The organism is Spongiactinospora sp. 9N601, from assembly GCF_044326295.1.
Lineage (GTDB): Bacteria > Actinomycetota > Actinomycetes > Streptosporangiales > Streptosporangiaceae > Spongiactinospora > Spongiactinospora gelatinilytica.
This window is the reverse complement of sequence record NZ_JBIRBB010000004.1, coordinates 260,547-276,160: the sequence shown is the minus strand read 5'-3', so window position 1 is coordinate 276,160 and position 15,614 is coordinate 260,547. Positions and strand designations below refer to the sequence as shown.

The window sequence follows — 15,614 nt, the reverse complement described above, 5'->3', positions numbered from 1 at the left end:
GAGACAGTGCCCAAGAACCTGATCATCCACAATCTTGAGGTGCGGTTGCAGGTGGACGGCGACGACGGGGCCGTGTTCACCAGGCTGTTCAACAAGCACATCCAGGCGTGGGCGCGGCTGTACGAGCAGGAGTGCGCCCGCCAGAAGCACTCCGACAGCGAGCGGCGGCTCGGTGACATGGAGGGCCACCGGTGAGCGTCACCCCCGTGTCCTTCGCGGGCCAGGGCGCGCTGGCCCGCCTGGAGATCATCCGGCCGGTGATCGCCGACGAGCGGCGGCGGCGCATCCCGCTGCGGTTCAATCCGACCGACTACAAGCTGAGCAAGACCAACACCTTCGCCGAGATCACCATCCCGGGGCTGGAGACGCCGCCGATCCAGTACGTCCGGGGCGGCAGCGAGACGCTGTCCGTGCAGGCCCTGGTGGACACCTCCGACACGCTGGAGAACGTCCGGACCGCCTACGTGGACGCCGTCCGGAACCTGATGCGGCCCGACAGCAGGGAGCACGCGCCGCCGGTCGTGCGGTTCGTCTGGGACGAGGCCGTGTTCACCGGCGTGCTGGAGAAGCTGGACGTCAACTACGTGCTGTTCGGCAAGGACGGTGTACCGCTGCGGGCGCAGCTCGACATCACGCTCAAGGAGTTCCGCCCGGCCGCCCAGCAGGCCAACGACCCGCCAAGGTCCTCGCCGACGGTGGAGAAGAGCTACGTGGTACGCCGCGGCGACACGCTGGCCGGGATCTCGGCGGCGGTGTACCGCAGGCCGGACGCGTGGCGGGAGCTGGCCCGCGCCAACGGCATCACCGATCCACGCGACCTGCGGCCGGGACGGGTGCTGACCGTGCCCCGGCTGCCGTGAGAGGGGCGAGACGATGACACTGCCCGCCACGGAACCGCAGATCGCCGACCCCGACCGGTACGCCCCGGAGTTCGAGGTGTTCATCGAGGGCGTCGAGGCCGACCCGACCACCAAGAACGACATCCTGGACATCAAGGTCCACCGCGATATCGATGAGATGTCCGGCTTCGATCTGGAGCTGAACAACTGGGACGACGTCGGCCTGAAGTTCAAGCACAGCGACTCGCGGCGGTTCCGGCTCGGGTCGCGGGTGTCGGTACGGCTCGGGTACGCCGACAAGCTGCTGACCGTCGCGACCGGGACGATCAGCACCCTGGCCCCCAAGTTCCCCGACGGCGCGTCACCGACCGTCTCGGTCAGCGGAGTGGACGGGATGCTGCGCCTCAAGGACCGCAAACCGGCCAAAGAAGACGACAAGACCTTCACCCGGATGGCCGACTGGCAGATCGCCGAGCGGATCGCCCGCCGCAACAGGCTGCGGGTCGTCACGACCCAGGAGGGGCCGGTCCACGACCTGGTGGTGCAGAAGAACCAGGACGACGCGGCCTTCCTGATGGAACGGGCGAAGCGGCTGGACTTCGACTGCTTCATCCTGCCCGACCCGGACACCGGCGAGGAGACCCTGTACTTCATCAGGCCCACCGACGGCAGGGACGGCCGCCCCATCCGCCTGTTCCGGCTGACCTACCAGCCGGGACTCACCACCGGCCCCACCGCGCTGCCCGAGGGCCTGGTGCCCAACCTGCTCGACTTCACCCCCACCCTCACCGTGTCACAGCAGGTCAGCAAGCTCACCGTGCGCGGCTGGGACCCCCGTACCAAGCAGGAGCTGGCGTTCACCGCGACCGCCGAGAACCTGCCCGCCGGGCAGAACACCGCCGACGGGGAGAGCGGCCCGCAGGCCGCCGACAGCGCGGCCGGGGGCCGCCAGGAGGTGCTGGTGGACGCGCCGGTCACCAGTCAGCAGGAGGCCCGGGAGCTGGCCATCGCGCTGCTGCGCGAACGATCGTATGAGTTCATCACCGCGACCGGGCGGGTGGCCGGGCTGCCGGAGCTGCGACCCGGCGACAACGTGGAGATATTCGGCCTCGGCCGGCGGTTCTCCGGCACCTACTTCGTCAAGCGCGTCGAGCACACGCTGGGCGCGAGCGGCTTCTTCACCACGTTCACCGGCCGCCGGATCCACCAGGGAGGCGTGTGATGCCACGGACCGCGCCCCGGGCGCGCAGTACCGACCGCCGCTTCTACGGCGTCGTGGAGGCGATCGTCGTGGAGAACCAGGGCGACGACGAGGGCCGGATCAAGGTGACGTTCCCGTGGTTCGACGGCGGCTCGACGGTCACCGAGTGGTGCCGGGTGAGCCAGTTGTACGCGGGCGGCGGCTACGGCTCACTGTTCGTCCCGGAGAAGGGCGATGAGGTGCTGGTCGCGTTCGTCCACGGGGACATGCGCTTCCCGATCGTGCTCGGCGGGCTCTACAACGGCGTGGACAAGCCGCCGGCCGCGCCCACCGGCGGGCGGGACCAGAAGATCATCCGGACCAAGGCCGGCCACGAGGTTCTGTTCGACGACGCCGCCAAGCTGATCCGGATCACCACCGCCGACGGCGGCGACGTGACCGTGACCGCCACCGGCGAGATCAGGCTGAAGGCGCGCAAGGTCACCGTCGAGGCGGACGCCATCGACCTCGGCGGCGGGGCCGCCCAACGCGCGGTGCTCGGCGACGCGCTCAAGGCCGCGTTCGACGCCCACACCCACACGTCCGCCACGGCCGGCTCCCCGACGAGCCCGCCGGTACCGCCCCTGCCGGGCGGCGTCCTGTCGGCGAAGGTGAAGGTCGAATGAGCAAGCCGTTCCTCGGTACCGGCTGGCGGTTCCCGATCCTGCCCGACGAGGCCGGGCGGCTCGGGTACGCCACCGGTGAGCAGAGCATCGAGCACTGCCTGCGCGCGCTGCTGCTGACCGGCACCGGCGAGCGGGTGATGCGGCCGGAGTTCGGCACCCGGGCCCAGGAGTCGGTGTTCGCGCCGGGCAGCGTGCAGAACCTCCGTGACCTGGAGCGCTCGATCGCCGACGCGGTGCGGGCCTACGAGCCGAGGGTCGAACTGGAAGCCGTGCGCGCCGAGGCCGACCCCGCCGACGAGTCGCGGGTCACGGTTTCGATCGAGTACCGAATCAGGCGCACCAACACCAAGGCCAACCTGGTGTTCCCGTTCTACCTGGGGCTGATCGGGGGCACGCCATGACCCTGCCCGCGCCCAGGCTGGACGACCTGACCTGGGCCGACATGATGGCGGCGATCCGCCGCCGCATCCCGGCCGAGTCCGGCGGCACATGGACCCTGCACGCGCCCGCCGACCCGGGCGTCACGCTCCTGGAACTGTTCGCCTACCTGCTGGAACAGCGGCTCTACTGGCTGGACCAGGCGCCCGACGAACTCGTCGTGGCGATCCTGCGGTTGCTCGGCCTGGAACCGCCGCGTCCCGCGCGGCCGGCGGCGACCGTGCTGCACCTGACCGCCGACGGGCCGGGCCCGGCGTACGTCCCGCCGGGGACCGTGATGTCCCGCGATCCCGCGGGACGGATCAGGTTCACCCTCGACGGCGACGTGGCGGTGTTCCCGCTGCTCGGCGACGTGACGGTGCGGACCGACCGGGACCGCACCGCCGACCTGCTCGCCCGGCGCGGGGTCGCGCTGCTGGCAGGCGACGGTTCGGCGGCCTCGGCGCGGTTCACGCTGCCGCTCACCGGCGGGCACTCCGCGCCCGGCCCGCTGTCGCTGCTGGTGGAGCTGGACGCGCCGGTGCCGCCGTCCTGGTCGCCGCGCGCGGTCCCGGACGTGCGCCCGCCCGCCGAGCTGACCTGGTCGTGGTTCCGGCCGGGGACCGACATCTCCGGATCGTTCGCGCAGGTAGAGGACGGCACCGGGGGGCTGCGGCGGTCCGGGGTGGTCCGGCTGCTGCCGCCGGACGGCTGGTCCACCGACGACTGCGGCGTGCTGGTGTCCACGCGGGCGGCGACGTACGCCGCGCCGCCCCGGCTGCTGCGGCTCGCGGTCAACGTCTCGGCCGCCCGGCACCTGGAACGGCGTACGGCGACCGGGGCCGAGCTGTCCGGCCAGATCGGCCACTGGCTGAAGCTGCCCGGCCAGCGGCTGACCCTGCCGGAGGCGGCCGGCCTGCTGCTCGACGCCACCCTCCACCTGGCCGGTGAGCAGTGGAATCCGGTGACGGACTTCGCGTTCGGCGGCTCCAGGGACCGGGTCTTCACGCTCGACCGGGCGGACGGCGCGCTGGTGTTCGGCGACGGGCTCACCGGACGCGTCCCGCGTCCCTCCGAGGACGTGCGGGTGGAGTACGCCGTGGGCGGCGGGCGGGCCGGGAACGGCGGGCTCACCGGGAACTGGCTGCCGGTCGCCGATTCCGTGGCGGTGCGCGGCGCGAACCTGGTCCAGGCCGAGGGCGGCGCGGACCCGGAGACCGTGGCGCAGGCGCGGGAGCGCGCGGCGGGCACGCTGGGCGAGGTGACCCGGGCCGTCACCGCCGAGGACCACGTCACGCTGGCCGTGACGACTCCGGGGGTGGCGGTCGGGCGGGCGTACGCGTCGGTCGGCGAGCACCCGGGCTTCCCGTGCGCGCGAGTGCCCGGCGCGGTGACCGTCCATGTCGTGCCCGCCGTGCCCGGTGGCGTGCTCGCGCCCCGGCCCGATCCGGGCATGCTGTGCGAGGTCGCCGACCGGCTGGCGGGCGCGCGGCTGCTGACCGCCGAGGTGTTCGTGCGCGCGCCGGCGTACCGGGACGTACGGCTGCGCGTCGATCTGTCCGGGCGTCCGGCCGGCCGGGCGCGGGTGTCGGCGCTGGCCGCCGAGGCGCTGCGCCGGTACCTGGACCCGCTGGCGGGCGGTGACGACGGGACGGGCTGGCCGTTCGGCGCGGCGCTGCGGCCGTCCGCGCTGCTGCGGGCCGCGCAGCGGGCGCTCGGCGACCTCGCCGACGTGGCGGGCGTGGCGATCGGCCTGGACGGCGCGGAACCCGCCGACGCCTGCGGCGACCAGGCCCTGCGGCCCGGCGAACTTCCCGTGGCGCGGGAGATCCGCACGCTGATCGTGCCCGCCGCCGACCCGAGGGAGGGCCTGACATGACCGGAGACGTGTGGTGGGCGCGCGACTCGGCCGAGGAGGAGCGCAAGGAGGGGCGCATCGTCCCTGGTCCGGGGCCGTCCGGCGTTCAGCCGGAACTCGTGGAGGCGACGCGCGAGGCGGTCCGCGCCGCCGTACGCGACCGCATCCCCGGCTACACCCCGGACTGGACCGACCCCGACCGGCAGGACGCCGGGGTCGCGCTGGTGCGGCTGTTCGGCACCCAGGCCGAACCCGTGCTCGCCCGGGTGAACCGGCTGCCGGAGAAGATCCTGGCCGAACACCTCGGGACCGCCGGGGTGCGGCGGCGGCCCGCCACCGTGGCGAGCGCGCTGCTGGAGTTCACCGTGACGCCGCCGGACGGCGCGTCGGTCCTGGTCCCCGCCGGGTTCCAGGCCGCCGCGTCCGGGACCGGCGGGCAGATCATCTACGAGACCGACCGGGACCTGTACGCCACGCCCGCCACCATCGGCGCGCTCGCCGTGCAGCGGGCGGGCGCGCTGGAACCGATCCCGCTGGGACCGAACGGCCCCGGCCGCCCGTTCCCGCCGTTCGGCGCGGACCCCCAGCCCGGCGACGCGCTGTGGATCGGCCTCGCCGGGGCCGCGAACCCGTTCCCTTCGCTGTCCCTCGGGTTCGTGCTGGCCGCCGCGCCGCCCGCGCCCGCCGCCGCGGGCGGGCTCACCCCGCCGCCCGCCGCGCCGCGCCCGCTGCTGCGCTGGGATGTGCTGGACGGCGGCCGGATCCGCCCCGCCGAGGTGGTACGGGACGAGACCGGCGGGCTGCGCGCCTCGGGAACGGTCGAGTTGCGGGTGCCGCGCGGCTGGGCGGCGGGCGCGCCGCCGTCCGCCCGGCCAGGGCCGGTGCTGCGCTGGCTGCGGCTCCAGGTCGCGCACGGCGTCTTCACCGCCGCGCCGCCGCTGGTCACCGGGCTGCGGCTGAACATGGTCGCGGCCACGGCGGCCCGCACGATCCTCGATGAGCCGCTGGAGCCGATCCAGGACGCGCGGGAGACGACCCGCCGCCGGATGCGGCTCAGCCAGACGCCGATCCTGGCGGGCAGCGTGGTGATCGAGGTGGACGACGACCCGGGCGGCGACCTGTTCGGGGCCACGGCGGCCTCCGTGGCGCGCTGGCGGGAGGTTTCGAGCCTGGCCGCGTACGGGCCGGACAACCGGGTGTTCGCGGTGGACCACGCCACCGGCGAGGTCACCTTCGGCGACGGCGTCAACGGCGCGGCGGTGCCGCCGGGCTTTCGCAACGTGCGGGCGGTGCGGTACCGCGTGGGCGGGGGCAGTGCGGGCGCGGTGCCCGCCGGGGCGGTCAACGGCGTGGTCACCGCGCTGCCGTTCGTCACCGGCGTGAACAACCCGTTCCCGGCCACCGGCGGGGCCGACGCCGAGCCGGACGCCGGCGCGATCCGGCGCGGGGTGGGCGAACTGCGCTCCCGGGGCCGCGCCGTGGCCCCGGCCGACTACGGCCTGCTGGCCGCCCGCGCGCCGGGCGCGTCGGTGGCCCGCGCCCACGGCGTACCCGGCCTGCACCCGGATTTCCCCGGCAAGCCCATCCCCGGCGTGGTCGGCGTCCTCGTCGTCCCCCGCCCCACGTCCGCGAACGACCCGCCGGTACCGGCCCCTTCGCCTGCGGATGAGCCGCCGGTGGTGGATGCGGGGACGTTGCGGGCGGTGGCGGCGTTTCTGGCGCGGGAGGCCGCGCCCGCGGGGGTCACCGTGGTCACCGGCCCGGTCGCGTACCGCCGGGTGGCCGTGGAGGCGCGGGTCGTGCTCGACCGCGACCAGGACCGGGCCGCCGTACTGGCCAGGGCCGCCGACGCGGTCACCGGGTACCTCGACCCGCTGCGCGGCGGAGAGGACGGCGGCGGCTGGCCGTTCGGCGGCCCGGTACGGCACACGCCGCTGGTCCGCCGCCTGCTGGCCGTCGATGGCGTGCTCGCGGTGTCCGGGCTCGCGCTCACCGTGGACGGCCTGCGGCTGCCGCCCTGCACGGACCACGCGATCCCGGCCAACGACCTGGTGTGGCCGGAACGCCCGCTGCTGATCCCGGTGGAGGAATCATGACGTGCGCGCCCGCCGCCGCGACGTTCCGGCTGCTCGACGACGTGGTCGGCTGGGACGAGGCCGAGGCGGCGAACCTGGTCGGGTTCGCCGACCCGGCGGGCGTCCGCCTGGCCCTGGCCGGGCCGTCGCCGGAGGGGCCGACCAGGCAGCAGTTGCTGCCGTGGTTCCCCGATCCCCGGCTCGCGCCCGGGTGCCGGGCGGGCTCGTGGTACCTGCTGACCGGTGACCGGCTGCTGCGCCGGGACGCCTGCCCCGGGGGGTGGCGTCCGCTGTGGCGCTGCGATCCCGGGCTGCTGCGCGAGCCGGTCGCGGTCGCGGTCCGTGGGCACCGGTTGGCGGTGGCGGACCGCGGCCGGGTCCTGGTGTGGCGCAACGAGGGCGACCAGCTCGTCTCGGTGATCGACGCGCCCGGTGCCGAACTCGTCGCGCTCGCGGCGCACGGACGGGTGCTGGTGGCCCGGGAGGGGCGTACCGGGCTGTCGTGGTACGGGCCGGACGGACGGCCGTGCGGCGACGTCGAGACCGGTGTCCGTGGCCGGATCATCGGGCTGCGCACCGGCCCCGGCCGGACGATCTGGCTGCTCACCGAGCACCGGGGCAGGCTCAGGATCCACCGGGGCGGGCCGGACGGCCGGTTCACCGAGACCACCCTGGCGGAACTGGCGGCGGCGCTGCCGCCGAGCACGCTCGTCGCGGCCGGCGAGGACGGGTTCTGCCTGCGCGAGCAGGGCCCCGACGGCGAGGTCACCTCCTGCTACGACTGGAACGGCGAGCCGCGCCCGCAACCGCCGCCCGGCCCCGGCCCGTACGTGCCCGAGGGCGAGTTCACCACCGAACTGATCGACAGCGGGATCTCGCGCTGCCGCTGGCACCGGGTGCGGGTGTCCGCCGACGTGCCGCCCGGCACGGCGGTGTCGGTGGCGGTGGTCGTGTCCGAGGACGGCCGGTACGCGGACACCGACTGGCAGTCCGCCCCGCCCGGCGTCACCGACCTCCTGATCGACCAGCCGCCCGGCCGGTACCTCACGGTCCGGGTACGCCTGTCCGGCGACACCCTGACCACCCCTGCGCTGCGCCGCGTCCGGCTGGACTTCCCCCGCGCGACCAGCGCGGACCTGCTGCCCGCCGCGTTCCGGCAGGACCCGGCCGCCGACGACTTCACCGAGCGGTTCCTGTCGCTGTTCGACGCCACGCTGGACGAGATCGACCAGGTCATCGAGCGGTACCCGGCGCTGCTCGACCCGGCGGGGGTCCCGGACGCGGCGCTGCCGTGGCTGGCCGGGCTGCTCGGCCTGTCGTTCGAGGCGGGCTGGGACGCGGCCACCCGGCGCGAGCTGATCGCCCGCGCCCCCGGGCTGTACCGGCGGCGCGGCACGCCGTGGGCGCTGTCGGAGGCGATCCGCATCGTCTTCGGCGTCACGCCGGTCATCGACGAACTGGCCGATGACCGCCACTGGGCCCAGGTGCGGGCCATCGCCGGGCCCGTGGGGGCGCGGGGGCTCGGTTCGGTGCGGCTGTTCGGCCGCTCGGCGAGCCGGTTCCGGCTGGGCGGATCGGGGCTGGGGGCCGCCCCGCTGCGGGCGTTCGGCGACCCCGACGCCGACCCGCTCGCCGAGCACGCCCACCGGTTCCGCGTCCTGCTGCCCGGAGGCACCGCCGACGAGGACGCGCTGCGGCGGCTGGTACGGCGGCAGGCGCCCGCGCACACCAGCGGGACGGTCCGCACCGGAGGAACGGGGTTCGTGGTCGGCGCGCGCTCGGCGGTCGGGGTGGACACCGCGTTCGCCCCCCTGCCGCCACCGGTGCTCGGGGCCGTGCGGCTGAACCACGACGGAGTACTGAGGCCAGGGCCGCGAGGCGCCCGCCACGGGGTGGGGGTCGGCGTTGTGTCCGCGGTCGGGGTCCACACGCGAGTGTCCTGAGAGGACGGATGAGATGACCGAGATATCGACACGGCCCGCCGATCAGCCCCCGGAGCACGGGGACTTCGAGGCGTCCCCGTTCCGCCGGCTGCGGTACTTCCACGGCCAGATGCTCACCGCCCGCGACTTCCAGCGCGAGCAGGAGTATCTGCGCGAGAAGCTGAAGCTGCGGATGCGCTGCCTGCTCGGCTACGGCGTGGTGTGCGGGCTGTTCGTGGAGCCGGTCCCGGCGCACGACGCCCCCGCCGAGGGTGCGGAGGTGGAGGGCGGGCCGCGCCGGGCGAAGGTGCGCCTGACGTCCGGGCTGGGCGTGGACTGCGACGGTCACGAGGTGGTCGTGCCCGGGAGCTGCGCGGTGGACCTGTGGGAGGCGCTGCCGGAGAAGGAGCGCTCGGGCGGCAGGCCGGTGTGGATCGGCGTCGAGTACGCCGAGCGGGCCGTCGAACCGACCAGGACCGTCTTCAACTCCAGTTGCGCCGACACCTCCGACTGCGAGTTCGGCTACACCGAGGAGAGCTACGTGGTGCGGGTCACCACCTGCGAGCCGCCCAAGGACGAACGCTGCGAGACCTGCTGCGCCCGCTGTGACCACAAGGTCCTGTGGCTGGCCAGGATCGACGACGTGAACTGGCACCGGCCGGTGCGCGCGCGGCAGATCCACATGAACGTCCGCCGGCCGTTCGGCAGGCGGGTGCCGACGGTGATCACCGGCGTGAACTGGCGGCACGGCCACACCTACACCGTCAACGAGGCCAAGGAACTGCTCGGCACGCAGAAGCAGTCCGGCGGGCTGGTCGTGCGGTTCTCCGACGACGTGCGGGTGGACACGCTCAAGCCCGGCGTCGTGGAGGTCCAGGTGATCGAGGGCGGCGCGGGCCGCAGCGCGGACACCTGGTACATGGGCGGGACCTTCGAGGAACCGGACGGCGGGGAGTTCACCCGGCGGTTCCGGTACCGGCAGACCACCCGCGAGACGTTGCAGGACGGGGACCGGGTGCTGGTCACGGTCCGCACGGCGTTCATCCTGGACGGCTGCTGCCGCCCGGTGGACGGCACCAACGTGGGCGGCAGGGTGCCGTTCCTGCGCGCCCGCCCCGGCACCCAGGACGCCTGGCCGGGCCCCACCGCCGACGACGACGAGGCCGACGTGGAAACCGGCGCGCCCGGGTGCGCGTCACCGCCGTCCGGGATCGGGCCGTGGACGTCCGGGAGCGGCGCGGGCGGGGACGTCTTCGAAAGCTGGTTCTTCGTCTCCGAGGAGCACCGATGAGCAAGGCGGACTGCGGCTGCGGTGGCGGCTGCGGCGGCTGTGGCGGCCTGCCCGGCGGGCCGGCCGCGTTCGTCCGGCCGCGGTTCTTCGCGGGGCAACTGCTCACCGAGGACGACCTGTCCCAGCTGGTCGAGTACGTGACCGGCAAGTCCCGGCTGCGCAACCGGACACTGGCCGGGCCGGGCGTGGTGTGCGGCCTTGAGGTGAGCTGCGACCCGTGCGGCGGCGGGACGGTCGTCGTGCGCCCCGGGCACGCCCTGGACTGCCGGGGCAACGACATCGTGCTGTCCTGCACTGAGAAGGTGGACGTCCGGGCGCTGGTGCGGGAGCTTCGGGTGTCGTCGCTCGGCGTGGACTGCAGCGACGCGTGCGACGACGACCAGCGGCGCTACGGCCTCTACGTGCGGTACGAGGAGACGCCGGTCGATCCGGTGGCGCCGTACGCGACCGAGGAGCCGTGCCCGGCGCCGGGGTGCGTGCCGTCCCGGATCCAGGAGGGGTTCCGGTTCGTCGTGAAGTGCGATGAATCGGAAGACCACCGGTACAACCCGGTCACGCGGCTGCTGGCGGCTGTGGGCGACCGGGACCGGTACGAGCCGGTGCGCGTCCTCGGGCAGCGGTTCGGGCTGTACGTGGACGCGCTGTTCGCCGCCGGGGCGGCCGGGGCCCGGCCGATCGAGTTCACCGCCGACGACGCCGCCCGATACGCCCGCAGCCTGGCCTGGCTGGGCGAGAGCGGCGAGGGGCCGGTGACCTCGCCGCAGGTCGCCAGGGAGATGACCGAGCACGTCCGGGCGCTGGCCAGTGCCCTGGCCCGGTACGACACCTACGACGCGGCCGGGCAGGAACGGCTGCGCGGCGAACACGACCTGGGCGACGTCCAGGCGGCCCGTGGCGCGCTCGGTACGGCGTGCGAGCGGCTGGCCGCGACCGATCCCGAGCAGGTGTGGCCGGACCGGGCGCACCGCGCGGCGGCCGTCGCCGTGGTCGCCGAGGCCGCCGCCCGCGTGGTGACCCCCGACCCGGAGGCGCCGCTGGAGGTGCGGCTGCTCGCGCAGGGCGTCCCGGTGAGCAACGTGTTGCAGGCGGAGTTCCGCGCCGACATCGTGCGGCTGCGGGAGTGGCTGCTGAACCGACTGGACCGGACCCCCGGGCTCGCGGACTGCGCGCTGCGCGACGACGTGCGCAAGACGCCGATCCCGCACCCGCTGCCCACGCCGGAGCCGGACCCGTCGCAACGGCTGACGATCGCCGAACTGGACCACATCGCGGACGCGGCCGGGCGGCTGACGGTGTACGTGCGGCGGTTCGTCGCCGACGCGGCCTGCTCGACGCTGAACCCGCCGTGCACGAACTGCTCGGACACCGACGTCCTGCTCGCCCACCTGGAGCTGGACGGCTGTGACGTGACCCGGGTGTGCGCGGCGACGCGCGAGCAGGTGCTGCCGGGCGGGTCGGCGTACGGCGAGTGGCTGCCGAAGCTCTACCAGCTCCGCCACCTGGCCCAGCAGGTGTGCTGCGTGCCGGTGCCGGTGCCGCGCCGGCCCAGCGTACCGGCGGAGGGCCCGGTGCGCCGGCCGTACGTGGCCGGGCTGCTCGGCGACTGGCCGCGCGGCGGCCCGCTGGACGACATGTGGGACCTGCTGGTCACCCCCGCGCCCGGCGAGACCGTGCCGCAGCCACTGCACGAGCGGGTCTACACGGTGCCGAGCGAGGTCACCGACGGACTCCAGGAGCTGGGCACGCTGCGGGCGCAGGTCAGCGACCTGACCGCGAGCCTGACGGCGCTGCGGGCGCAGTTGGACGCGGCCAGGGAGCAGGTCACGCAGGTGCGCGAGGAACTGCCGGAACGGCTCGGCGACCGGCTCGCCGACCTGGAGTCCTCCGAGGGCGGTACTCAGCCGCGGCGTACCCGGTCGTCGTCCACGCGCAAGCCGCGGTCGGGTGAGTCGTCGTGACCGGTCCGCTGCGTCCCGCTTTTCACGAAGGGCAGGTGCTCGCCGCCGCCGACCTGGCGGCGACGGTCGGGCACGCCCGCGCGGTCGCCGCGCGGCACGCCCGTCACCTGCACGACTGGGGCATCGCCGAGGGCCTGGAGCTGGTGACCGAGAGCCGTACCGACCCGGCGACCGACGCCCGGTACGTCGAGGTGATCGTGTCACCGGGGCTGGCCATCGACGGGACGGGCCGGGAGATCGTGGTCGATTCGCCGGTCGTGCTGTCGGAGGCCGGCTTCGCGGAGGTCAACGGCGCGGAACGGACCACCGAGCCGTATCCGGTGTTCCTGTCCGCGGTGGACCGGCCGCAGGCCGCCACCGGACCGGCGTCGTGCGCGAGCGGCGCCGGTACGACCCGCGTGGAGGAGACCTACCAGATCCTCTTCGGGCGGCTGGGGGACGAACGGCTGGTCGCCGACCAGCGTCCCCCCGCGGTCGGGGCGGTGCCGGCCGATCCGCCGGCGCGGTGGCTCGTGCTGCTGGGCTTCGTCCAGTGGACCGACGGGCACTTCACGGACGCGCGGGCGGACGCGCGTGGGGTGCGGCCCCGCTACGCGGGCGTGCGGGCGGACACGGTGGCCGCGCGGTCGGGCACCCTGTCGCTGCGGTCCCGGCCCACCGCGCGGGAGGGCGAACCGGCGCTGGTGTTGTCCGGCGAGGACCCGCCGAGCCTGGTCTTCGGGCTGTACCAGGGCGACGGCTCGGTCAGCCCGCTGATGACCGTGGCGGGCAACGGGAACCTCACCATCGCGGGGAGCCTTTCCGGGCGGATCTCGGCGGGCAGCGTACTGGCGGCGTCCGGCACGGCCACGGACGGCATGCTGCTGCCGCTGCCGTCCGGGGTGACGCCGGAGGAGGTCGCCGACGGCCGGGTGGCGCTGCACGTGTACGTGACACCGCGCATCCCGCCGTCCGACGCCGGGTTCATCGTCCCGGCGGAGACGGGCGTGGACGCCGACCGGCGGGTGCGCTGCCGGCTGCGCGGCTACGACCCGATCGGCAGCCCGGGGGAGATCGTCGAACGCCCCGGCGCGGTCGACTTCCTCGTACTGGCGACCGTCCCGACGACGAATGGGGGTGGGGCAGGATGAGCCTTCGCGTGGTGTACGTGCCGGACACCGGTCATGTGCTGGGCGCGGTCGCGGCGATCGGGGCCGTGCCGGCGGACGTGGACGCGGGTGCGGAGCCGCTGGTGGGCGCGGCGCTGCCGCTGCGCGTGCCGGTCGGCGCGGGGGAGGTCGCGACCCTCGCGCTGCCCGCCAGGGACCTCGCGGTCCACGAGGCGGACGACGAGCCGCGGGTGTTCGCCGAACCGCTGGCGTACGGCGTCAGGCAGGTCCCCGGTCAGCGGCCGAGGCCAGCGCTGGTACGGCTGGCGGTCTGGGACGAGGAGCCGAGGTTCACCGCGGACGGCCTCGTCATCACGGTCCCGGTCACCGACGCGAGCCAGGACACCCCCGTCCTGGCCCTGGTCGCCGAGGGCGCGGACGTCCACGTCCTGGCCGGGCGAATCCCATCCGGCCGCGACACCGTCACCCTCCCGGTGACCGTCCCCACCGGCACCCACGGCGTCCTCACCCTGATCACCGGCTGGACCGGCTCCCTCCGACCGGTCACCAAGTCATGACCACACCCGCCGCCGGGGACATCACCGTTCACCGTTGTGTGGTGCGGGTGGTCCGGCGTGGGGGGTGGAGCTGGGGGCCCGATCCGCAGGCGCTGGTGCAGCGGGCGCTGGAGACGCTGCCGGACCTGCTGGCCGGGCACTTCGGGGAGTACCTGACCGGCGACGGCCCCGACATGGAGATCACCGAGCCGGTACGGCTGATCGTACGGCTGTCCGCCCGGCCCTCCGGCGGGGCCGGGAACGGCCTGACGGCGGCCGGCCTGACCATCGAGCCCGGTGCCGCCATCGAGCCCGTGCCGGGGACCGGCGCGGTACCCCGGCCGGTATCCCGGCCGCTGTCCGGCACCGCGCCGGGGACCGCCGGCCCGCCCGCCGTACCGTTCACCGAGGACGACATGCCCTCCGCGGTCGGCGGCATCGCGGCCGAGGACGCACCGGCCACGCCCGCCGCCCTGTTCGGCGAGCTGGCCGAGCGCGGCGAGCTGGCGGCGGTGCTGGCGCTGCTGCCCGGCGAGACCCTGCTCATGTACCTGCGGGCCCTTCGCGCCGCCGCCTCCTCCCCCGCCGCCGCCGCTCCTCCCGGCGTGGACGAGCTGATCGACGCGCTGGCCGCCGAACTGGCCCGCAGGCCGCCCGCGACGCACGACGACACCATCGAGGTGACGAGCCCCCCGCCCCGGCCCGTGCCACCGCCCCCCAGGACTTCGGTCGCCGGGCCATGGCGTACGGCGGAGACCACGGTGTGCTCGGTGCTCCCGTTCCTGCTGACCGGCCCGCTGTCGCGCACCGGCTACCTGGACGCGATCGGCCCCGCCCTGGCCGGCATCGACCTGCTGGACGAAGCGCCGCTGTTCGCGGCGGCGCTGGCCGGCAAGGTCCTGAACGCCCCCGAGCAGGGCCGGTGGCGTCCCGGCGAGGCCGATGTGGCCGCCGCCGCGTTCGCCGGCCTCGCGGCGGCGCCGGACCTGACCGGCTTCGCCCGCCGGGTGTCCCCCGCGCTGCCGCTGCTGGACGGCGTGCTCGCGCTGTCGCTGTGCCGGGGCCACGACCCCGCCGACCCGCTGGTGGTGGCGGGCGTGGACGGCGGGCTGCTGCTGGTGGACGCGCAGGGCACCTTCCCGGTCGCGTGGGCCGCGGAGGCGGCGGGCCTGGTCCCGCACTGGCAGGCGTGCGGCCGGCCGCCGGTACTGGTCTGCGACGGCCCGCTGCCCCCGGCGTGCCTGCGCGAACTGGCGGCGGCGGGGGTCCGGATCGTCACCGATGCACGCCCGGTCCGCGCCGACCCCCTGTCCCGCCTGCCGTGGCGGACCCCGCTGTGGACGACCGGCGGCGTGGGTCCGCGCCTGGCGGCCGAGTTCCCCGTGCTGGCCGGGCGTACGGCGGATCTGGTACGGGCCCTGTTCGAGCCGCGCCGCACCGCCCCACTCGCTTCGGGCCGCGCGCTGGACCGCGCGCTGGAGCGCAGCGTGGGGCTGGCCGCGTCGCTGGCCCTCGGCATGCTCGCGTGGATGCTGTGGCGGGAGCGGGAGACGCCCGATCCGGTGCTGGCCCTGACGAGGTTCGCCGACCTGTCGGCGACGGTCCGGTACTCCCGCGACACCGTCAGCGTGAAGATCCCGCTCGGCCGCCGCCACGCGGACCTGTGGCGCGGCGGGGCCCTGGCGGACGTGCCCGACGTGGTCTGGCTGGGCGGCCGGACCCTGACCTTCTCGGGCGGCTGAC

Annotated in this window: 13 protein-coding genes; all 13 read left to right on the top strand. The window is 75.1% G+C overall.

Annotation, left to right across the window (positions count from 1 at the left end; genetic code table 11):
* The first annotated feature begins 6 nt into the window (after positions 1-6).
* Genes ACH34R_RS11085 through ACH34R_RS11025 form a run of 13 tightly spaced genes read left to right on the top strand, consistent with a single transcriptional unit; the run spans position 7 to position 15,613 of the window.
* On the top strand, positions 7-195 hold the full coding sequence (locus tag ACH34R_RS11085; protein ID WP_397561265.1) for a putative phage tail protein: 189 nt from the start codon (positions 7-9) through the stop codon (positions 193-195).
* Positions 192-860, top strand: coding sequence for a LysM peptidoglycan-binding domain-containing protein (locus tag ACH34R_RS11080; protein WP_397561264.1), 669 nt, complete (start codon positions 192-194; stop codon positions 858-860). The genes ACH34R_RS11085 and ACH34R_RS11080 overlap by 4 nt, the downstream gene beginning before the upstream one ends.
* Before the next feature lie 13 nt (positions 861-873).
* Entirely contained in the window at positions 874-2,061 is a 1,188-nt protein-coding gene (locus ACH34R_RS11075; protein WP_397561263.1) for a phage late control D family protein, read from the top strand.
* Positions 2,061-2,705 (top strand): phage baseplate assembly protein V, encoded by a 645-nt coding sequence (locus tag ACH34R_RS11070; RefSeq protein ID WP_397561262.1) that lies wholly within the window; start codon positions 2,061-2,063, stop codon positions 2,703-2,705. The genes ACH34R_RS11075 and ACH34R_RS11070 overlap by 1 nt, the downstream gene beginning before the upstream one ends.
* Positions 2,702-3,106: a GPW/gp25 family protein gene (locus ACH34R_RS11065; protein ID WP_397561261.1), complete on the top strand. Its 405-nt coding sequence runs from the start codon at positions 2,702-2,704 to the stop codon at positions 3,104-3,106. Before ACH34R_RS11070 ends, ACH34R_RS11065 begins: the two co-directional genes overlap by 4 nt.
* On the top strand, positions 3,103-5,001 hold the full coding sequence (locus ACH34R_RS11060) for a baseplate J/gp47 family protein (protein WP_397561260.1): 1,899 nt from the start codon (positions 3,103-3,105) through the stop codon (positions 4,999-5,001). Before ACH34R_RS11065 ends, ACH34R_RS11060 begins: the two co-directional genes overlap by 4 nt.
* Entirely contained in the window at positions 4,998-7,076 is a 2,079-nt protein-coding gene (locus ACH34R_RS11055) for a putative baseplate assembly protein (protein ID WP_397561259.1), read from the top strand. The genes ACH34R_RS11060 and ACH34R_RS11055 overlap by 4 nt, the downstream gene beginning before the upstream one ends.
* Positions 7,073-8,998: a phage tail protein gene (locus ACH34R_RS11050; RefSeq protein ID WP_397561258.1), complete on the top strand. Its 1,926-nt coding sequence runs from the start codon at positions 7,073-7,075 to the stop codon at positions 8,996-8,998. The genes ACH34R_RS11055 and ACH34R_RS11050 overlap by 4 nt, the downstream gene beginning before the upstream one ends.
* 13 nt (positions 8,999-9,011) lie before the next feature.
* The gene (locus tag ACH34R_RS11045) at positions 9,012-10,268 is read left to right on the top strand and encodes a hypothetical protein (protein WP_397561257.1); all 1,257 of its coding nucleotides are present in this window, start codon (positions 9,012-9,014) and stop codon (positions 10,266-10,268) included.
* Positions 10,265-12,226, top strand: a complete 1,962-nt coding sequence (locus ACH34R_RS11040) for a hypothetical protein (protein WP_397561256.1) — start codon at positions 10,265-10,267, stop codon at positions 12,224-12,226. Before ACH34R_RS11045 ends, ACH34R_RS11040 begins: the two co-directional genes overlap by 4 nt.
* Positions 12,223-13,356, top strand: a complete 1,134-nt coding sequence (locus ACH34R_RS11035) for a hypothetical protein (protein WP_397561255.1) — start codon at positions 12,223-12,225, stop codon at positions 13,354-13,356. Before ACH34R_RS11040 ends, ACH34R_RS11035 begins: the two co-directional genes overlap by 4 nt.
* Positions 13,353-13,892 carry a hypothetical protein gene (locus ACH34R_RS11030; RefSeq protein WP_397561254.1) on the top strand — a complete coding sequence of 180 codons (540 nt, stop codon included), beginning with the start codon at positions 13,353-13,355 and terminating at the stop codon, positions 13,890-13,892. Before ACH34R_RS11035 ends, ACH34R_RS11030 begins: the two co-directional genes overlap by 4 nt.
* On the top strand, positions 13,889-15,613 hold the full coding sequence (locus ACH34R_RS11025) for a hypothetical protein (protein ID WP_397561253.1): 1,725 nt from the start codon (positions 13,889-13,891) through the stop codon (positions 15,611-15,613). The genes ACH34R_RS11030 and ACH34R_RS11025 overlap by 4 nt, the downstream gene beginning before the upstream one ends.
* The last annotated feature ends 1 nt before the right edge of the window (position 15,614 follow it).